An 18,503-nucleotide genomic window follows, 5' to 3' on the forward strand; every position below is an offset into this window, starting at 1 on the left:
TGATAATAAAAGGGTTTATGATTTCTTTAAATACTATTTTAACAAAATATTTAGAAGTCTGTTAGAAAGTGATACTAGCGTAGAGTCCGGGGTGCTTCTGGAGTACGGTAGGGGTGAGTGTGATACGTGTACGACCGTAGGGTTTGGTGAAAATATAGGAACTCCCGATGCCTATTGCAGTACCACAAAGAATATCCCACCAATCATGTTTATCGCAATAAGTCCGTCCCCAAGCAACATAAGTGGAGAGGAGATAAGCCGGAATACCGAATTTCCAACCATATCGGCGTTGTAGAAAAGAAGCTCCTTGAAAGGTGACGGTTGCATGTCCGGAGGGGAATGCATGATGGTTACTTCCATCTGGCCGTTTTTTGTGGATCGTATGTTTTAAAATGTAGCTGGTTCCGACAGCCGTGACCACCGAGAAAATAAGTTGTTTGGTTCCTTGGTAGTCTTTTTTCAATAGAGTGGTAGCTAAACAGAAGACGGGAGTTGCGTAATATATAACGTCTCCGGAGGTCTCTACAGCTTTCTGTTGGGCCGAAACGTTCGTGATTAAAAGTAAAAATAGCAAAGGTGATAGGGCAAATTGAAAAATAATTGTCGGCAATCCTCTTTTCATCTTATTGATAATTAAAATGTAGCCGCAAATGTATAAAAAATGTACGGTTTTGAGTTGAAAAAAATTGATTTATCGTTTTCAAATTACAAAAATAGTCGTACATTTGCACCCGTTATCGCCAATTTAGCTCAGCTGGTAGAGCAACGCATTCGTAATGCGTAGGTCTGGGGTTCGAGTCCCCAAATTGGCTCGAATAGAGGCCTGTCTGATAGACAGGCTTTTGTATTTAAACCTAAACATTATATTTTATGAAACGAGTTATTGTAATTTGTTGTGTATTGATGTGCTTTGGGGGAGTACAATTGGTACAAGCCCAATCATTGAAGGACATTTTAAATTCATCGAAGGTAAAGGATGTGGTGAATCTTGTAACAGGTAACGTGATTAAATTTTCGGATCTTCAAGGAACTTGGAATTACGTGGAGCCTGCTTGTAAAATGACGAGTGGGGATTTGTTGAAAGAGGCGAGTGGTTCGTTAGTGACTTCGGCGTTGGAGAAAAAAATGGTGAATATTTACACGAAGTTGGGGATTGTGCCGGGGAATTTCAGCTACACGTTTAGTAGTGATAGTACGTTTACTAATACGATAGGAAAAAAAGTATTAAAGGGTACGTATTCTTTGGACGAGAAAACACGAGTGTTGACATTACGTTATATGTTGGCAAAAACGATCACGGTGAAAAGTGTGGAAGTACAATTGGTAAAATCGGGGGAACAAGTATCGTTGCTTTTCAATACGGAAAAACTTATGAACTTTGTCAGTGTATTATCCTCTGCCTTGAAGAAATCAGATAAAACAACTACTTCGCTGATGGATGGGTATGATGAGATTCTTTTAGGATTTGAGATGAAGAAATAGTTTGTCAGATGGCGAAAAAGAAGGGACTACCTAACGATTTTGTTGTTAGACAGCTCCTTCTTTCCTTGAATGAAAAACGGCTTAGTAAGCCACGCTCCCCCAGTGCAAGGAGAAAGTGCGATGCTACTTCTCTTTTTTCTTTTGAATGCCGTATTTTAACGTGTCACTGATGACTTGATACTCGATGATGGAATCTTTTTCGACAATCTTGAATCGAGCTTCACCTTTTAGTTTCACGGTTTTAAGGCTGGACGTGTCTTTCGAGTGGATAATCGTGTAAGAACCGGTTGTTGACGTTTCTGATTTTAAATAGACCGTGGTGCCGTCTGCCAGTTTATAAGAGGTTACTTTTTTGGCCGGACTCCCGGATGTGTAAGTAATTGAAACAACGCCCTCTTTCCCTTTTTCTCCATACTGGGTAATAGCATATTTATCTTTTAGAATCGTGATCGTTTCAATTTTGTTAGGATCAATTATTTTCACGGAATCGGCAGAAACTTCTTTTCCATTGACAATAAATAGGACGGGAATCTCTGATGTTGTACTAATACATGAATCTTGGAGTGTTATTTGACCTATTTTGAGAGGAACTGAAGTTGCTTTTACTTTTTCCGTTTTCAAAAAAAAGTGTGGCGTTTTGCTTTGAATAGAATCCTCGGGCAGGGTGGATCTAAAGGTTGATTCTGTGATTACTGTTTTTTGAGCCGTATCAACGGCCGTAAGGGAATTATTTACTTCTTTTGCATCGAGAATTGAAGTAATATCACTAACTTTGATAGTTGAAATCTCGTTTAGTTCGTTCGAGATTTCGGGACGGGCGAAAGCGGTTAATGTGATTGCCGCAACGGGAAGTACGTAGAGGTACTTCATCCGGGCCCAAGGACTGGATTTTTCTTTTAACATCATAGTTATTCGTTTTTTAAGTTTACTGTGATTAAAGCTGTTGGCCATAGAGTAGAGCCTTGTGCCGACAGCTTTTTTTATTAATAATAATTGATACTGTTTTGCGTTGATGCCTTGACGGATAACCGTTTCATCGGCCTCGTATTCATGAATATTCTGTAACTCCTGTTTCAAGAGCCAAGATGCGGGGTTGAACCACTGGAAAATGATACAAATATCGCTGATCAACAGGTCGATGGAATGTCGATTGTGTACGTGAGCCATTTCATGGATGAGAATTTCCTTGCTATTTTCCTGCAAATCTTTCTCGGAAATGACCACGTATTTCATCCAACTGAAGGGAGCGATATTCTTGTCATGGATGATGAGGGTAATACCTTTTTCTAACTTTTCCTGCCTTCCGCCATGCAATAGCCGGAGCATATGAAACAGTGAATAAAGATTGCGTCCGAGGAAGAAAAGAATTCCCAGCAAATAAATACACAGCAGGACGAGAAGCCACAACGGGATGGATGAAGGGAGGGCTTGTACTTCTGTTTGTGGAACGTGGTCTGCTAGGGTGAGAATCTGTTCAATGGTTAGTAACGTTTGTTGTACTTCCGATTCTTTGGGAACGGTTATTTCACAGAACGGGATAAGCAGGGATAACAGTAGAATACCCAGTAATGCTATCCGGTTGAAACGATGGAAGGTCTCTTTGCTGAGTAATAATCTGTAAAACAAGTAGAATCCCGTTAAACAGATGGATGTTTTTAGTATATAGACAAAGAAGGTACCCATAAATAGTTTATTTATCGTGTGCTTTTTCTACTTCGGAAATGAGTTGTTTCAATTCTTCCAATGAAATGTCCTCTTCCTGCACGAGTGAAGATACGGCACTGAGGTACGAGTTGTTGAAATATTTACTGATCACGTTCTTCAAGGTGCCTTTGCGGAACTCTTCTTCACTAATGATCGCATAATATTGATAGGTGTTCCCGTAAACTTCGTGAGCGAGATAACCTTTTTCTTCCAGCCCGCGCACGATGGTGGATAACGTGTTGAAATGCGGTTTCGGGTCTTCGTAAAATGCAAGCATCTGTTTCACGAATAGAGGGCCTTTCTCCCAGAAAAAGCCCATGATTTCTTCTTCTTTGCTAGTTAATCCTTTCATGGTTTATTTCTTTTGCAACAAAGAACTAAAATATTTAGTTTTAAAACTAATTTTTATAGTTAATAAACTTTAAACTCTAGTTTTGATTCGTTATTCTTTTATTTTTAGATATTTAATCTTGTATTTTACCCGGATCGGTAGAATGTATATTTAATTTTAATGGAGGGTAGGAAGTCCTGTAAAAATGTTTATATTTGTGTAGTAGTGTGCTTGTGGGGAAGTTAGTGAATATCGTCTAATTAAAATTGAATGTAATGGAAGAATGGTGGAGTTCTCTGGGGTTATTTATGCAATCGGTGTGGTGTATCACTCTATTTGCCAGTTTGGTATTTGTTATCCAGACAATCATGACTTTTATCGGGATGGATACGGATGGGGGGATGGATGTTGACGTGAGTGCGGATACAGCGACTGATGGGGATAGCGGTCCTTTCCAGTTATTTACTTTTCGTAACTTCATCAATTTCCTACTGGGGTTCGGTTGGTCGATCATCTCTTTTGAAAAAGCGATAGAAAACCAGTTCGTGTTGATTCTCGTGTCGGCTGTGATCGGTGTGTTGCTAGTGATGGCCGTGATGGCTATTTTCAGATTCATGAGCCGCATGGAGCAAAGCGGGACGATTAACATGGCAAATGCCGTGGGGTGTAAAGGGAACGTGTATTTGAAAATTCCGGGAGAAAAACGGGGAGAGGGGAAAGTACAAATCTCGATACAAGGGGCTATCCGGGAATTTAATGCCCTGACAGCAGGCGAGGAATTGGAGACGGGAGCACCGATTCGGGTCGTGGAAGTGATAAACGACAACACCTTACTGGTGGAGCGTTTTTAAATGACTATTTATTATTAATCTTAGGAATATATGGAAAGTATGGAAGGTAGTTTGTATTTGATTGTCGCCATCGTGGCGGTGTTGTTTGTTACGTTTGCGGCGATATTGTCCCGTTATAAACGTTGTCCGTCAGACAAGATTCTTGTCGTGTACGGGCGGACCGGTAAGAATGCGACCGGAGGAGTGAGTTCCGCACGTTGTATTCATGGAGGGGCGGCTTTTATCTGGCCGGTGTTCCAGAGTTTTTCATTTCTGGACTTGACTCCGATCTCTATCGAGTGTAATTTGACGAATGCTTTAAGTAAACAGAATATACGAGTAGATGTGCCTTGTCGTTTTACGGTGGGTATTTCTACCGAACCGGATAGCATGACGAATGCGGCAGAGCGTTTGTTGGGGCAACGGCAGGAAAATATTCAGGATTTGGCCAAGGATATTCTTTTCGGGCAGTTACGTTTGGTGATTGCCACGATGGATATTGAGGAAATCAATTCCGACCGGGATAAATTCTTGGCTAACGTGAGTGCTAACGTGGAGGCCGAGTTACGGAAGATCGGTTTGAAACTGATCAACGTGAACGTGACCGACTTGCGGGATGAGTCCGGGTATATCGAGGCTTTGGGAAAAGAAGCAGCAGCGAAAGCGATCAATGATGCCAAGAAAAGCGTGGCCGAGCAGAATCGATTCGGAGAGATCGGTAAAGCCGAGGCAGATCGGGATAAAGATATTCGTATCGCGGAAACCGTGCGGGACACTCGTATTCGGACGGCCGAGGCTAATGCAACCGCGGTGGAGGGAGAAAACAATGCCAAGATTTTAATTGCCGATTCGGATGCCATCCGTCGGGAGAGAGAGGCCGAGGCTGCCCGTAAAGCTATCGCGGCAGAGAAAGTGCAGGCTGCAAAGGCTTTGGAAGAGGCTTATATGGCAGAGCGGGAGGCTGAGATTGCTCGTGCCGAAAGAGAGAAAGCTACACAAGCGGCTAATATCGTGGTTCCCGCACAGATTGACAAGGAGAAAGCGATTATTGATGCGGAGGCCGAGGCGGAACGTTTGCGCCGGTTGGCGAAAGGAGAGGCTGATGCCATTTTTGCCAAGATGGATGCCGAAGCACGAGGTTTATACGAGGTGCTGACAAAACAGGCGGAAGGATATGCCCAAATCGTGAAAGCCGCCGCCGGAGATCCCGACAAGGCGGTGATGATGTTGATTACCGATAAGTTGCCGGAGCTGGTGAGAACGCAAGTGGAGGCTGTTAAGAATATCAAGATCGACAAGGTTACCGTTTGGGATGGCAATAATGCCGGGAACGGGAATACCTCCACGGCTAACTTCATCTCGGGGATGATGAAATCGGTTCCCCCGTTGAATGATCTGTTTAACATGGCTGGGCTGAATCTACCGACTTTCCTGAAAGGTGCCGCCACGGAAGAGAAAGCTACGGATGCCGGACAACAAGATGAGATCGTTGAAGAAGTTGAGAAGTAGGGGAGATTCTAACTTTTAGTTTCGTTTTTTCGTTTACTAATAATTACCTTTGTGGTATACTTCAATCGGGTATATGACAAAGGTAATTAATCAATTCATAAAATAGAGGAAAGTTTATGCGCTGGATAATTGACGGTGTTGATGATTTGAATCGGGTAGCAAAAGAGTTTCTGGAAAGTACCGGAGGCAACACGATATATGCCCTGTACGGGCCGATGGGAGTGGGAAAGACCACTTTCGTGAAAGCGGTAGCCGGGTGTTTGGGGATAGAGGATGATGTGAATTCCCCGACGTTCGCTATCGTAAACGAGTATCTGACGGCCACGGGAGACTCGGTTTTTCATTTCGATTTCTATCGGGTGAAGAATATTGAGGAGGCCATGGACTTCGGTTACGAGGAATATTTTTATAGCGGGAATCGTTGTTTTATAGAGTGGCCGGAGATGGTGGAGCCTCTGTTACCGAAAAACACGTTGATATGCAAGTTCTCTGAACTGGCAGATGGTCGGAGAGAATTGGTGATTGAAGAAAAACTTTAAAGTGTAGGTTATGGATAACTCGGGTAAATTATTGGGAGCCCAAATTAATCGGGAGTGGTTTCTATACCAGGAAAAAGAGGTATTCGGGGAATACCGGCAGAAACGATTGACAATCGGTTTACCGAACGAGACCGAGCGACGGGAAAACCGGGTGTGTTTAACCCCGGAGGCCGTGGCCATGATGGTTGATATGGGGCATACGATAATGATACAACGAGGAGCCGGGGAGGCGGCACATTACCATGACCGGGAGTACGCCGATGCGGGAGCCCAGATGTTGGATACCTGCGAGGAAGTGTACACGGCGGATATTATACTGAAACCGACTCCGGTGATGCAGGCAGACGTGGAAATGATGCATGATCGGCAGGTCATACTGTCACCGATCGAGCTTTTCGAGTTACGAAAAGAGGCTGTCGTGGAGATGATGCAGAAGAAGGTGACGGCTGTCGGGTTCGATATTCTGAAAGACGAGAACGGGGTTTATCCCGTGGTGCAGATGATGAGTGAGATTTCTGGAAGCTCGGCAATCATGATTGCCAGCGAGTACTTGAGCAATTCTCGGGAAGGGAAAGGTATTTTGCTGGGAGGGGTGACGGGAATCACTCCAGCCGAGGTGGTTATTTTGGGGGCCGGGACTTTGGGGGAATATGCGGCTCGTACGGCGTTGGCTTTGGGGGCTGAGGTGAAAGTGTTCGATCATTCGCTGGAGCGTCTACGCCGGATAAATCATTGTCTGGGACAACGGGTATATACTTCTGTTTTTCATAAGCCGGTTTTGGAACGGGCGTTGTTGTCTGCCGACGTGCTGATCGGGGCTTTGCGTTTCTTCGATGATGATTTCGGGATTACCGTGTCCGAAGAACAGGTAAGGTTGATGAAACAGGGAGCGGTGATTGTGGATATGTCCATTGAACATGGTGGATGTATTGAAACATCAGGACCAACGACTCATGAGAACCCGACGTATGTATATAATGGGGTAATCCACTATTGTGTCCCGAATGTCCCGTCGAGAGTGGCTCGTACGGCATCTATCGCTTATAGTAATTTATTCACTCCTTTATTTGATAAGATTTCCCGGGCGGGTGGCTTTAATACTGCCATAAAAAATGATGCGGGATTACGGCATGGCGTGTATGTTTATAACGGTGTGTTGACGAAACGGGTGATTGCCGATCGCTATGGATTAGTTTCTAGAGATATTGATTTATTGATGGCTGCTTTCTGATCACCCGAGAAAGACAATAATTCCCAGTAGTATTCCGTACACGAGAGCGTATGGGAAAGCCCGTTTTAAGATTCCCCCTTCTTGGCCCTGTAATTGACATGCGGAGGCGGCAATAGCAATACTCTGGGGTGAGATAATTTTCCCGGCAGTAGTGCCTGTGGTGTTGGCGGCGGCAAGCCAAGAAGGATCAATGTCCATGTTTGTGGCGATTCCTGCTTGCAATTTCCCGAAAAGAATGTTTGCCGAAGTACCGCTACCCGTGATAAATGTTCCTATTTCCCCGATCAAAGGGGACCAGAAAGCGTAATACTTCCCGGAGATGGAAGTGAGTGTGTCGGCCAGTAATTGCACCATGCCGGATATTTCCATGAGTGCGGATATACTGACCAAGGCGATAACCATAATAATAGTACTGCGGATTTGTACGAGAGTCTGGCCTAGTAATGTGAATTGTCTGCTTGTCGTTACACCCTGTATCTGTCCCCCGATAAAAGCTCCGGCAAAAAGCAATAAACTCGTTACCTTGAAATTGAAGGGAATAGCCAGTAATATAAAGAAAATGATAAGGCCGTAGACACTCCACGCTTGGTATATTTGCCGGGGCGAGTGTTTCGTGGGAATTGTGTCACTTTTTTTGGTCCATTTACTCCATGCGATAATAATAATGATGGAACAAATACTGCTTAGAATGGCTGGCATCTCCGGACCGAGATATACGGCCGTGGCGTATTGTGCTAGGAAGGATACGCCCCCGACAAGCGTGCCGAGCAAGATGTTCTTGAGTAAAGCTTGGCGGCGTCTGTCGGCCAATATAGCCAAAGTTATCGGGATCAAAAATATAAAAGGATATAATTGTTGAATGGTAGCCTTACACAATTCAGGTAACGGGCAGCCGGTCTCTTCCATGAGAACGGTTTCTGCGATACCGACGGCCCCGAATGTCGTGGGTTCACTGTTAGCGATGAGGCTTGCGAGTACGGCGAACAACGGACGAAATCCCAGCGTTACGAGTATGGCTGCCGGGATGGCAACCGAAGTCCCGTAGCCGGGCATTCCTTCCAGTAGCCCCCCGAATCCCCACGTGATCAGTAATACCTGTACACTCCTGTCCGTGGAAATCGTTGCCAGTTGGTCTTTTAACACTTTAATCTTGCCGGAATCCAGCAGAATATTATAGCTAAATACAGCCATCCAGATAACGGAAAGAATAGTGATACAAGCACGTGCGGTACTGTTTATTAAAGTGAAACCGATCTCTTGCGCGGGTATACCAAAGGCGAAAATGGCCAACATAACGGTAATAACAAGGGTAAGCAGGCTACTCTTATCTCCGGGCCACTTGCATATCCCCATGGATATGACCAGTATAACCATTGGCAGTAAGGCAAACAAGATTTCGAACATGACGTATCGTTAACCTTCTTATTGCTTGAGAATGGAGTCTATAACCGGGGTTAAGTCACTGTTTTTAGGTATTTTAATACCCCGGATTCCGGCAGCCTCCGCCGCCTCGATGTCCCGTGAACCATCCCCGATTAACCACGAGGCTGATTTGTCGATGTCAAACTCCCGGATAGCCTGTTCGATCATGTAAGGCGATGGTTTGCGGCATTTACAGGGGGCAATGCTGCTGTGATGAGGGCAGTAGTATATTTTATCCACGTGCGCCCCATGCTTTTCCAATTCCTTGCACATATGAGCGTGAAGGTTGTCCACGTCTTCGATCGAGTACTCCCCTTTAGCGACCCCGCCTTGATTGGTAACTATGATAATCAAATAACCCGCCTCGTTCAGTCGACGAATTCCGTCGATTACACCGGGATTGAAAACGAAGTCTTCAACTTTATATATGTAATAATGACCTTCATCAGAATTAATGGTTCCGTCCCGATCCAGAAATATAGCCTTGTTCATTTTAGATTTTATCTTTCCAACTTGTAACTTGTCAACCTGTAACCTGAAATTCACCACGGGCAAATTTCAATGCATTATCTTAAATATTAGCTCCTTCAAAAGCTCACCGTCAGAAATGTTTGCGTTACCGACACCTTTTGATTTGAGGTCATACTCCCGTAACCAAGAGATGATGTTAGCACATTTCATGGCGTTATATCGTTTCGCTCCTTCCGTGTAATCTTTCAGAAAATAGGGATTGATACCCAGTAACCGGGCCATTTCTTGCTGGTTTGGGGTACTTTTCTTCTGGTAGTGGTACGTCAGTAGGTTCAGAAAGTACCGGAACAACATGCTGATCGTGAGAACCAGCGGGTTGTTCTTGGGGTTAGCCTCGAAATAATTCACGATACGGTTTGCTTTCAGGTGATCCATCTGTATGATGGCTGCCGTGAGTTCGAACGTGTTGAATTCCTTGCTGATCCCCGTGTGTTCTTCCACCAGATTCTCCTTGATTTCACCGCCACCGGGAAGTAGGAGCATGAGCTTGTCCAGTTCGTTGGCCACCTTGCTCAAATCGTTCCCCAGACTTTCTGCGAGAATACCCGCGGCTTTCAGTGAAATCATGTACTTCTTGTCTTTGCAGTACGAAATAATCCAGTCCGGGATCTTGTTGTCGTAAAGTTTGGCCGACTCGAAATAGATGCAATGCGAAGAACTGCTTAATTTTTTGAAAACTCCTTTACGTTTATCCGGTTTCTTGTTTTTATAGAGAAACACGAGGATCGTTGTCGGTTGAAGATGATCAATATAAGGCAGTAAATTCTCGAAATCCCGGATATTCTGGGCCTCCTTGACAATGACAACTTGACGTTGTGACATCATGGGAAAGCGGCGGGCCGTATCGGTCACGGTGGTCATGGAGACATCGTTCCCGTACAATATCGTTTGGTTAAACGCCTTCTCGTCCTCCGTGAGGGCGTTTTTCTCGATGCGTGTCGCTATATCGTCCAAAAAATAGGACTCTTCCCCCGATAGAAAGTAAATCGGGGCATATTTCCCTGCTTTTAAATCTGCAACTATCTCTTCGTATTTCATAAGGCAAAAGTAATAAACTTTAAATTCCGATCATATCAAAGAGTGGTAATTTTAGTGCCAAGAACAGGATTTATCGCCGGGTGATGTGAGAAGGGCCTCCCTTTTCGATCGAGCGCACGATCTGCTCGATTTCGCGGTCCCGCCCGTTCGGTTCGTAATCGGCTTTCAGGTTATTCCCGAACAACAGAGCCAGCGATTGCCAAAAATAGGCATTCACCGTACCCTTGTACTCCTTGATGTGATTGAAGGACGTGTTGTTTGTTTCCCGGTAGATCAAGCGAACGAGAATCTTCCCTTGCGTGACGGTCAGTTTCATCAACGGTTGCTTGAACGTGTGCATGAGTTCCTTGTACTCTTTCTTGATAATCTGTTTTCGTTTTGCCTCGGAATCCGTTTGCGCTAGTTTATTTTCAATCTCGTTGATCTTGGCGGCGGCTATTTTCGCGTACGGGAACACCTTTCTCACGTTATAAACCATCCTTTGGTTCCGTTGTTGCTGGCGGGCGTATTTCCGTGGATTCTTCAATCGGGCGACGACATCTACTTCATGGAGAAGAACATGGGGTACGGTATCCCTGCCCATAATCACGGACGGGACAACACTCTGCGCTGTTGCAAAGCTGTTAATAAATAAAGATAGGAGTGATATGATAAATATTTTGCACATTTTTATATCTTTGCATTAACGCTTTATCAATACAAAGTTAGTAGATATATTTGACTTGTAAAAATATTAATTAGTGGAAAAGGAATTTCAGGATCTGTTTCAGATACGTCACAATGATGACCGTGTTGAGGTGGGAAAGGTGTTGATTGCAGAACCTTTTCTGGAAGGTAAATATTTTAACCGTTCCGTGGTCTACATGGTGGAACATGATTCGAGCGGGAGCGTGGGTTTTGTATTGAATAAGCCGTTACCTTACACGACTTCCGAGTTGGTAAAAGAACTCGAAGGCGTACATTTCCCCGTGTACATTGGTGGTCCCGTGGAGCGTAATCAGTTGTATTACATCCATCGGAGAAATGACATACCGGACTCGGAAGAGATCGCGAAAGGTATATATTGGGGAGGTGATTTTAAGGCTTTGACGGAGATGTTGAAAGCCGGAAAGGTATTGGAAGGAGAGATTCGTTTCTTTGCAGGGTATAGTGGCTGGACAGATAGCCAGTTGGAGAATGAATTGAAGGAGAATTCTTGGATGGTGGGGACAATTCCTACCGACACGCTGTTTACCATCCCGAACGAGGGATTATGGGAACAAGCCATGAGTTCTCTGGGGGGAAGATACAAGCTGTGGGCGAATTTCCCGGAAGACCCGATTCTTAATTAATTGAGAATTGAGAATTGACAATTGAAAATGAAGAAGATTTGATGAGTTTGGAGATTAGAGGGGACTACCCCTACCGGCTCCCCCTGTGTAAGGGGGAGTTAGAGGGAGTAGTTAAAGCATAGGCCTTGTGCGGTTGGAATCTAAAATCTAAAATCATTAAATCTAAAATATAAAGGCAGGCCGTTCTATCGCTGTCCCGCGAGGGAGAGAGGAAAGTCCGGGCAACGCAGGGCATCGTGCTTCTTAACGGGAAGGTCTCCGAGAGGGGGCAGTAGTGTAACAGAAAATAACCGTTCCGTTCGCGGAATAAGGGTGAAAAGGTGAGGTAAGAGCCCACCGGTATCCCGGGTGATCGGGGTAGCCGTACACCTCACGAGTTGCAAGACCATGTACACTGGCGCTTAGGTTTGCCCGACCGATGTCAGGGGGTAGGTCGCTAGAGCTGCGGAGTGATCTGCGGAGTAGATAAATGATAGAAACCGCAAGGTACAGAACCCGGCTTACAGGCCTGCCTTTTTTTATTGAAAACCGATTAATTCGCAATTTATGAACTACGATTTATGATTCAGGAAAACATTAGTATAATCACTTGATCTAAAATCATAAATCAGTAAATTAATAAAATCTATAACAATAACTAGGACGTGAAATCAATCAGAGAAATATTTAGAATCGGGTACGGGCCTTCTTCCAGTCACACGATGGGACCGGGACGGGCGGCGTATTATTTCAAGGAAAAGAATCCGGATGCCGAGCGCTACCGGGTGACCTTGTACGGGAGTCTGGCATTGACGGGAGTGGGACACGGAACGGATGTTGCCATCCAGAAGATGATCAATCGGCCGGACGACACGGAAATTATATGGGAGTCCACGAAATCCCTGCCCCATCATCCGAACGGGATGTTGTTCGAGGCTTTAAGAAACGGGGAAGTCGTGGATCGTTGGGAGGTATATAGTGTGGGAGGTGGCGCCCTGTGGGATGAACTGGGAACCTTCAAGGAGGAAGATGTCTATCCCGACACGAAAATGACGGATATACTGGACTGGTGCAAGGCCGAGGGGCGCTCTTTCGTGGAGTACGTGGAACTGCACGAGGGACCGGAAATCTTCGACTATCTCGAAGAGGTTTGGAAAGTGATGGTTACAAGTATTCATAACGGCTTGGAAAACGAGGGTGTGTTACCCGGTAACCTGCGGTTGGCACGCAAGGCTTGTTCCTACCACGTGCGGGCCCAGCAATCGGCAGGTACCCTGCGCCATATGGGAATGGTATTTGCTGCCGCTTTGGCAGTTGCCGAAGAGAATGCGGCAGGAGGTAAGATCGTGACGGCTCCCACGTGCGGGTCGGCCGGGGTCGTACCTTCCGTGTTGTTCTTTTTGAAACACGATCAGGAGATTAGTGATAAACGAATTATAAAAGGTTTGGCCACGGCTGGATTGATTGGTAACATCGTGAAGACCAACGGTTCTATTTCCGGTGCCGAGGTAGGATGTCAGGGAGAACTGGGAACGGCTTGCGCAATGGCAGCCGGTGCGGCGGCCCAGATTTTGGGAGGTTCCCCGATGCAGATCGAGTACGCTGCGGAAATGGGATTCGAGCATAACTTAGGTTTGACTTGCGATCCCGTGGGCGGTTATGTGCAAATTCCCTGCATCGAGCGAAATGCCTTTATCTCGCAGAAAGCGCGGGAGTGTGCAATCTATTCTTTGTTCTCGGATGGCCGGCACAAGGTGTCTTTCGATGACGTGGTGGAGACCATGATGCAGACGGGTTGCGATATGCAGGCCAAGTATCGCGAGACAAGCCTCGGAGGTCTGGCTCGTATATACAGGGCTCCCTTGAAAAAATCGTAGCGTCGAATCCGGTGTTGGTGAGCCGGAATGGTACATTAATTGTAACAACTAAGAATAGAAAATCGTAGACCTAAAGTTATACAAGGCTTATGGACAGGATTAAGTTAAAAGTTTTCGGGTTATCCTATCAGAGTATGTCACAAACCGGGGCGTACGCGCTGATTCTGGCGGAAGAGAATGATGCCTTCCGCATCCCCATCATTATAGGGATCGCGGAGGCTCAATCCATTGCCATACAGATGGAACACCTGCACTCACAGCGTCCCTTGACGCACGATTTGATGAAGAGTCTGGCGGATAGTCTGGGTGTGGTTCTGGAAGAGGTTTATATATATCGTTGGGAATCCGGTATCTTTTACTCAGAACTGCGTTTCAGGAATGGCGAGGAACTGCTGAAGATTGATTCGCGTACTTCCGATGCCATCGCCTTGGCCTTGCGCTATAATTGTCCGATTTATATTGCGGCCAGCGTGATTGCCAAGACAGCTATCCCGATCTCCGATCTGGCCACGGGAGAATTTAGCGGGCAAAAGCCTGTTGAACCGGAGAAATCCGAAACAACCGAGTATAACTTCACGATAGAAGAATTAACCCGTTTACTGGATGAGGCCGTGAAGAACGAGGATTACGAGAGTGCCTCTCGCTTCAGGGATATGCTGAAAGCTAGGAAAGAGGAATAATATATAAAACATGAAAACAATGGATCGCATAAAACTTGACTACTCGAAGGTGTTATCGTTTGTAGGGGAAGAAGAGATCGCCGTGCAACGAGAAAAAGCAACAAAGGCTCTAAAGGGCTTGGAAGACGGAACTTGTAAAGGGAGTGACTTTTTGGGTTGGCTCGATCTACCCGTCCACATCACGGATGATGAATTGAATCGTATTTCCGCTTGTGCCAACAAGTTAAGGGAGCAAACCGATGTTGTTGTCATCGTGGGCATCGGGGGATCTTACTTGGGAGCCAAAGCGGTGATCGAGGCCATGTCCGGTAGTTTTGATGCTTATTCCGGTACGAAAGTTGTTTTCGCGGGAAATAACGTGAGCGAGGACTATCTATACGAGTTACAGGCGTTCCTCAAAGATAAGAAATTCGGTATATGTGTGATTTCCAAATCGGGAACCACGACCGAACCTGCCGTGGCTTTCCGTTTACTGAAGGATCAACTGATCGAGCAAGAGGGAGTTACCGTGGCAAGGGAGAGAATCGTGGCCATTACCGACGAGAAAAAGGGAGCCTTGCGAACGATGTCGGACCGGGAAGGGTACGAGACTTTCGTTATTCCGGACAATGTCGGGGGACGCTACTCCGTGCTGACCCCCGTGGGATTGCTCCCCGTGGCTATTGCCGGGTTTGACGTCCGGGCTTTAGTTAAAGGTGCCGTGGATATGCGGGCGTATGGCAAGGAAAATGGGGCAGAGCTTTCCGCCACATACGCTGCCGTTCGGAATGCGCTCTACGAGAAGGGGTACGTGATCGAGATCACGGTGAACTTCAACCCGAAATTGCATTATGTTGCCGAATGGTGGAAACAGCTTTACGGGGAAAGCGAGGGAAAGGAGAATAAGGGTATATTCCCCGCCAGCGTTGACTTCACGACAGATTTGCACTCCATGGGGCAATACATACAGGAAGGACGTCGCAATTTGTTCGAGACGGTTCTTTCCATTGATAAAACGAAATACAGCTTGCAAGTGCCTTGCGATGCCCATGACCTTGATAAACTGAATTATCTGGCCGGTAAGCGCGTCGATGAGGTAAACAAGATGGCCGAACTGGGAACCCAACTCGCCCACGTGGATGGTGGGGTACCGAATATCCGGGTCATTATCCCGGAACTGACGGAGTACTACTTGGGTCAGCTATTCTATTTCTACGAACTGGCTTGTGGTATCTCCGGTGGTATACTCGGGGTGAATACTTTCGACCAGCCGGGCGTGGAGGCCTATAAGAACAATATGTTCATGTTGCTGGGTAAGCCGGGGTACGAGAGAAAATAAAAAGTGAACTGGCAATGCCAGTTCACTTTTTATTTAAATAGAGATTCCTCCCCTCGTTCCTTCTTTCGGATGGCAAAAGTAAGGTACGTGTTATTCAATATATCAATAGTCAGTAATTTCCCGGAAAGTACGCCGGGTTTCTCCAGTATGATTTTAATTGCCTCGTTCGCTTGAAGGGAACCGACAATTCCCGGTAATGCCCCGATGACACCCAGCGGTTGCGAGAAATTCTCGATCTCGTCATTGTACTCGAAAAGATCCCGGTAAGTGGGGCCGTTCTGGTAATTGAACACGGACACTTGCCCGCTGAACTCGCAAATGCTGCCGTAAACGAACGGTTTTCCCAGCTTCACGCAAGCGTCATTAATCAGGTAACGGGCGTGGAGATTATCTGTCGCGTCCATGACAATATCGTATTCGGGAATGATTTCCAGTGCGTTATCCAGTGATAACCGGGTAAAATATGGTGTAATCCGGGTGAATGGATTTAATTGTTTTAATTTCGTGGCGGCGACGGTGACTTTCGGGGTTCCCACGTGAGTCGTGTCGTATAATATTTGGCGTTGCAGGTTGGATTCTGAAACAACATCGTCGTCCATGATGCCGATATGGCCGATTCCTGCTGCCGTGAGGTAATATAATATAGGTGAGCCTAATCCCCCGGCTCCTACGACCAGTATGCTCGTTTCTTTAATTTTTTCTTGTCCTTGAATTCTAATGTCGTGTAGGATAATGTGTCGATTATAACGTTCTTGTTCTTGATTGGTCAGTGGCATCGGTAATGAAAATTCTAATTTGTTCTACTCTTGTTACTTGCTTTCGTTAATGTGTTGTTTGACAAATCGGTTGACGGTGCAGATGGATACTTTGTATTTCTTGGCTATTTTCTTGTAAGGTACGCTGTTATCCATGAGTTCGATAATCTTCTCCTTGTTTTGTATCAACACGTTCAACTGCGGACAACTGCCATACGGGCGCCCTAGTTTTTTTCCCTCGGCCTTTCTTACCGCGAGAGCCTCTCTTGTCCGGATGGATATAAGATTACGTTCGATTTCCGCGACTAACCCGAATGCGAATCCCAGGATTTTACTGTTCAGGTTATTCTCGAAAGTGTACCCTTCTTTCGTGCTATGAAGAACAATTTTACGTTGAATACAGGTATTGATGATATTCATGATGTCAATCAATGTCCTGCTCAATCGCGAAACTTCCGTGACGATAAGGCAATCACCTTCCTGCAAAGATTCTAGAAGATCACCTAGTTTTCGGTCATTACTATGTACTTTTCCACTGACAACGTCATGATACCACTTGTCAATATCAAGTCCCCGGTGGGCTGCAAATTTCTTGATCTCCTCCTGCTGGTTTTCCAAATGTTGTTTGTTTGTGCTGACTCGCAAATATGCAACTACCATAATTAAAATGATTTTAGAGTATTAAAAAGACAAACGTAACAAAAGGAGAAGAATATTTATTGTTTTTCAAAAGTTAAAAGAAGTTAGCAAACATATAATAATAAGGTTTGGCGGCTACCAAACCCTATTATTATTAACTACATCCAAGCGTCCCAATCTTTCCACACGGGTTCATACCCTTGTGCTTTGATGGCCTCGACCATCTCTTGTGGGGTACGGTTATCGTTGATGGCAAATTGTTCCAGTTCCTTGTGGGGAACGACGTACCCGCCCGGCTCCGTGCTTGATCCGGCACTCATGGACGTGGCTCCTAGGTGCATCACGTGATCCCGGAACTCCCGGCTTTCCCGCGTGGACACGGAGATTTCGGCCTGCTGGTCGAGCAAACGGTAGGCGCATATCAGTTGCACCATCTGCTTGTCGTTGATCGGGTCTTTCGGCATGAAGGCCCCGGCGTGTGGCCGCAGGCGGGGAAGAGAGATCGAGTACTTGGAGCGCCAGTAGGTCCTTTCCAGGTATTTCAAGTGCAGGGCCGTGAAGAACGAGTCGGTGCGCCAGTCTTCCAGACCGAGCAATGCCCCGATTCCCATTTTCTGAACCCCGGCCGTGCATACCCTGTCGGGAGTTTCCAAACGGTAGCGGTAATTTGCCTTCCGTCCCTTGGGGTGGTACTTGGGATATTGTTGTTCGTTATACGTTTCTTGGTACACGCATACGAAGCTCAACCCGGCCTCGTGTAACCGGGCGTAGTCGTCCGTGTCGAGAGGTTGCACTTCAAGGGCGATTTGCGAGAACTTGTCCCGTACCGCACGGATCACTTTCTCGTAGTAGTCCACCGTGGTCACGGCAGGCGCCTCGCCCGACACGAGCAGCAGGTGCTTGAATCCCCACCCGGTAATGACGTCGGTTTCCGCCTGTACCTCTTCGAGAGTAAGCATTTTCCGGTGAATATCGTTATCGTGGTTGAAACCGCAGTACACGCAGAAATTCGTGCAGTAATTGGAAACGTACAGGGGAATGTACAACTGGATCGTGTTCCCGAATCTTTCCAGAGTCAGACGGTTAGCTTCCACGGCCATGTCCTCCAGTAACGGTGTTGCTGCCGGGGAGATCAATGCCATAAAATCATCTAACGTGCGATGCGGGTTATTGATTGCCGCGATAGCATCGTTTTTCGACTTATCCATGATGTTCTGTTTCACATCGTCCCAGTCGTAGGTTTTCAAGGTATCGTAAAATGAAGTCATTTACTTGATGTTTTAATAGTTTGTAAGGTTTGTAAACCT

At 45.9% G+C, this 18,503-nt stretch carries 19 protein-coding genes, 1 tRNA gene and 1 other RNA gene; 11 read left to right on the plus strand and 10 right to left on the minus strand.

Going from position 1 to position 18,503, the window contains the following annotated elements:
- Nucleotides 1-61 precede the first annotated feature (61 nt).
- On the minus strand, nt 62-622 hold the full coding sequence (locus R8806_RS02480; RefSeq protein WP_151411454.1) for a phosphatase PAP2 family protein: 561 nt from the start codon (nt 620-622) through the stop codon (nt 62-64).
- A gap of 117 nt (nt 623-739) precedes the next feature.
- On the opposite strand from R8806_RS02480, the gene R8806_RS02485 reads away from it, so the two are divergent.
- Both R8806_RS02485 and R8806_RS02490 read left to right on the plus strand, forming a co-directional pair.
- Nucleotides 740-812, plus strand: a tRNA-Thr gene (locus tag R8806_RS02485).
- 58 nt (nt 813-870) lie between these two features.
- Entirely contained in the window at nt 871-1,482 is a 612-nt protein-coding gene (locus R8806_RS02490) for a DUF4923 family protein (RefSeq protein WP_124318279.1), read from the plus strand.
- Nucleotides 1,483-1,605: 123 nt separating this feature from the next.
- On the opposite strand, the gene R8806_RS02495 is transcribed toward R8806_RS02490, so the two are convergent.
- On the minus strand, nt 1,606-3,165 hold the full coding sequence (locus tag R8806_RS02495; protein WP_124318278.1) for a M56 family metallopeptidase: 1,560 nt from the start codon (nt 3,163-3,165) through the stop codon (nt 1,606-1,608).
- Nucleotides 3,166-3,172: 7 nt separating this feature from the next.
- Nucleotides 3,173-3,538, minus strand: a complete 366-nt coding sequence (locus R8806_RS02500) for a BlaI/MecI/CopY family transcriptional regulator (protein WP_027202699.1) — start codon at nt 3,536-3,538, stop codon at nt 3,173-3,175.
- Between the two features lie 254 nt (nt 3,539-3,792).
- Between R8806_RS02500 and R8806_RS02505 the strand changes: the two genes are divergently transcribed.
- The 4 genes from R8806_RS02505 (at nt 3,793) to R8806_RS02520 (ending at nt 7,626) form a co-directional block, all read left to right on the plus strand.
- Nucleotides 3,793-4,368 carry an NfeD family protein gene (locus tag R8806_RS02505; RefSeq protein ID WP_151411455.1) on the plus strand — a complete coding sequence of 192 codons (576 nt, stop codon included), beginning with the start codon at nt 3,793-3,795 and terminating at the stop codon, nt 4,366-4,368.
- Between the two features lie 39 nt (nt 4,369-4,407).
- Complete coding sequence (locus R8806_RS02510) at nt 4,408-5,856, plus strand: flotillin family protein (RefSeq protein ID WP_124317342.1); 1,449 nt, start codon at nt 4,408-4,410, stop codon at nt 5,854-5,856.
- A 116-nt stretch (nt 5,857-5,972) separates the two neighbouring features.
- The gene (tsaE, locus tag R8806_RS02515) at nt 5,973-6,395 is read left to right on the plus strand and encodes a tRNA (adenosine(37)-N6)-threonylcarbamoyltransferase complex ATPase subunit type 1 TsaE (RefSeq protein ID WP_124317341.1); all 423 of its coding nucleotides are present in this window, start codon (nt 5,973-5,975) and stop codon (nt 6,393-6,395) included.
- Between the two features lie 10 nt (nt 6,396-6,405).
- On the plus strand, nt 6,406-7,626 hold the full coding sequence (locus tag R8806_RS02520; protein ID WP_087419955.1) for an alanine dehydrogenase: 1,221 nt from the start codon (nt 6,406-6,408) through the stop codon (nt 7,624-7,626).
- On the opposite strand, the gene R8806_RS02525 is transcribed toward R8806_RS02520, so the two are convergent.
- The 4 genes from R8806_RS02525 to R8806_RS02540 all read right to left on the minus strand — a co-directional run bounded on the left by R8806_RS02525 (nt 7,627) and on the right by R8806_RS02540 (nt 11,284).
- The gene (locus R8806_RS02525) at nt 7,627-9,030 is read right to left on the minus strand and encodes an L-lactate permease (protein WP_124317340.1); all 1,404 of its coding nucleotides are present in this window, start codon (nt 9,028-9,030) and stop codon (nt 7,627-7,629) included.
- Nucleotides 9,031-9,048: 18 nt separating this feature from the next.
- On the minus strand, nt 9,049-9,540 hold the full coding sequence (locus tag R8806_RS02530) for a D-glycero-alpha-D-manno-heptose-1,7-bisphosphate 7-phosphatase (RefSeq protein WP_124317339.1): 492 nt from the start codon (nt 9,538-9,540) through the stop codon (nt 9,049-9,051).
- A 66-nt stretch (nt 9,541-9,606) separates the two neighbouring features.
- A complete protein-coding gene (gene holA / locus R8806_RS02535) occupies nt 9,607-10,617 on the minus strand; it encodes a DNA polymerase III subunit delta (RefSeq protein WP_087419957.1) in 1,011 nt (336 codons plus the stop codon).
- 70 nt (nt 10,618-10,687) lie between these two features.
- A complete protein-coding gene (locus R8806_RS02540) occupies nt 10,688-11,284 on the minus strand; it encodes a DUF4294 domain-containing protein (RefSeq protein WP_124317338.1) in 597 nt (198 codons plus the stop codon).
- Nucleotides 11,285-11,357: 73 nt separating this feature from the next.
- Between R8806_RS02540 and R8806_RS02545 the strand changes: the two genes are divergently transcribed.
- The 5 genes from R8806_RS02545 to R8806_RS02565 all read left to right on the plus strand — a co-directional run bounded on the left by R8806_RS02545 (nt 11,358) and on the right by R8806_RS02565 (nt 15,802).
- The gene (locus R8806_RS02545; protein ID WP_124317337.1) at nt 11,358-11,948 is read left to right on the plus strand and encodes a YqgE/AlgH family protein; all 591 of its coding nucleotides are present in this window, start codon (nt 11,358-11,360) and stop codon (nt 11,946-11,948) included.
- 172 nt (nt 11,949-12,120) lie between these two features.
- Nucleotides 12,121-12,467: RNase P RNA component class A (gene rnpB, locus R8806_RS02550), an RNA gene on the plus strand.
- Between the two features lie 125 nt (nt 12,468-12,592).
- The gene (locus R8806_RS02555) at nt 12,593-13,804 is read left to right on the plus strand and encodes an L-serine ammonia-lyase (protein ID WP_124318220.1); all 1,212 of its coding nucleotides are present in this window, start codon (nt 12,593-12,595) and stop codon (nt 13,802-13,804) included.
- A gap of 89 nt (nt 13,805-13,893) precedes the next feature.
- Nucleotides 13,894-14,484, plus strand: coding sequence for a bifunctional nuclease family protein (locus R8806_RS02560; protein ID WP_124318219.1), 591 nt, complete (start codon nt 13,894-13,896; stop codon nt 14,482-14,484).
- A gap of 19 nt (nt 14,485-14,503) precedes the next feature.
- Entirely contained in the window at nt 14,504-15,802 is a 1,299-nt protein-coding gene (locus tag R8806_RS02565; RefSeq protein WP_124318218.1) for a glucose-6-phosphate isomerase, read from the plus strand.
- 29 nt (nt 15,803-15,831) lie between these two features.
- Here the strand turns inward: R8806_RS02565 and R8806_RS02570 are convergent, their stop codons facing one another.
- The 3 genes from R8806_RS02570 to thiH form a co-directional block, all read right to left on the minus strand.
- A complete protein-coding gene (locus R8806_RS02570; RefSeq protein ID WP_151411456.1) occupies nt 15,832-16,578 on the minus strand; it encodes a HesA/MoeB/ThiF family protein in 747 nt (248 codons plus the stop codon).
- A 33-nt stretch (nt 16,579-16,611) separates the two neighbouring features.
- Nucleotides 16,612-17,217, minus strand: coding sequence for a recombinase family protein (locus R8806_RS02575; protein WP_027202688.1), 606 nt, complete (start codon nt 17,215-17,217; stop codon nt 16,612-16,614).
- A 137-nt stretch (nt 17,218-17,354) separates the two neighbouring features.
- On the minus strand, nt 17,355-18,464 hold the full coding sequence (thiH, locus tag R8806_RS02580) for a 2-iminoacetate synthase ThiH (RefSeq protein WP_087419964.1): 1,110 nt from the start codon (nt 18,462-18,464) through the stop codon (nt 17,355-17,357).
- Between the last annotated feature and the right edge of the window lie 39 nt (nt 18,465-18,503).

The organism is Butyricimonas faecihominis (genome assembly GCF_033096445.1).
Taxonomy (GTDB): Bacteria; Bacteroidota; Bacteroidia; order Bacteroidales; family Marinifilaceae; genus Butyricimonas; species Butyricimonas faecihominis.

What these genes read in the sequence shown, in the direction of transcription:
- R8806_RS02480 (WP_151411454.1), bottom strand. Translation starts at nt 622, where the DNA reads ATGAAAAGAGGATTGCCGACAATTATTTTTCAATTTGCCCTATCACCT.
- R8806_RS02490 (WP_124318279.1), top strand. Translation starts at nt 871, where the DNA reads ATGAAACGAGTTATTGTAATTTGTTGTGTATTGATGTGCTTTGGGGGA.
- R8806_RS02495 (WP_124318278.1), bottom strand. Translation starts at nt 3,165, where the DNA reads ATGGGTACCTTCTTTGTCTATATACTAAAAACATCCATCTGTTTAACG.
- R8806_RS02500 (WP_027202699.1), bottom strand. Translation starts at nt 3,538, where the DNA reads ATGAAAGGATTAACTAGCAAAGAAGAAGAAATCATGGGCTTTTTCTGG.
- R8806_RS02505 (WP_151411455.1), top strand. Translation starts at nt 3,793, where the DNA reads ATGGAAGAATGGTGGAGTTCTCTGGGGTTATTTATGCAATCGGTGTGG.
- R8806_RS02510 (WP_124317342.1), top strand. Translation starts at nt 4,408, where the DNA reads ATGGAAGGTAGTTTGTATTTGATTGTCGCCATCGTGGCGGTGTTGTTT.
- tsaE (WP_124317341.1), top strand. Translation starts at nt 5,973, where the DNA reads ATGCGCTGGATAATTGACGGTGTTGATGATTTGAATCGGGTAGCAAAA.
- R8806_RS02520 (WP_087419955.1), top strand. Translation starts at nt 6,406, where the DNA reads ATGGATAACTCGGGTAAATTATTGGGAGCCCAAATTAATCGGGAGTGG.
- R8806_RS02525 (WP_124317340.1), bottom strand. Translation starts at nt 9,030, where the DNA reads ATGTTCGAAATCTTGTTTGCCTTACTGCCAATGGTTATACTGGTCATA.
- R8806_RS02530 (WP_124317339.1), bottom strand. Translation starts at nt 9,540, where the DNA reads ATGAACAAGGCTATATTTCTGGATCGGGACGGAACCATTAATTCTGAT.
- holA (WP_087419957.1), bottom strand. Translation starts at nt 10,617, where the DNA reads ATGAAATACGAAGAGATAGTTGCAGATTTAAAAGCAGGGAAATATGCC.
- R8806_RS02540 (WP_124317338.1), bottom strand. Translation starts at nt 11,284, where the DNA reads ATGTGCAAAATATTTATCATATCACTCCTATCTTTATTTATTAACAGC.
- R8806_RS02560 (WP_124318219.1), top strand. Translation starts at nt 13,894, where the DNA reads ATGGACAGGATTAAGTTAAAAGTTTTCGGGTTATCCTATCAGAGTATG.
- R8806_RS02565 (WP_124318218.1), top strand. Translation starts at nt 14,504, where the DNA reads ATGGATCGCATAAAACTTGACTACTCGAAGGTGTTATCGTTTGTAGGG.
- R8806_RS02570 (WP_151411456.1), bottom strand. Translation starts at nt 16,578, where the DNA reads ATGCCACTGACCAATCAAGAACAAGAACGTTATAATCGACACATTATC.
- R8806_RS02575 (WP_027202688.1), bottom strand. Translation starts at nt 17,217, where the DNA reads ATGGTAGTTGCATATTTGCGAGTCAGCACAAACAAACAACATTTGGAA.
- thiH (WP_087419964.1), bottom strand. Translation starts at nt 18,464, where the DNA reads ATGACTTCATTTTACGATACCTTGAAAACCTACGACTGGGACGATGTG.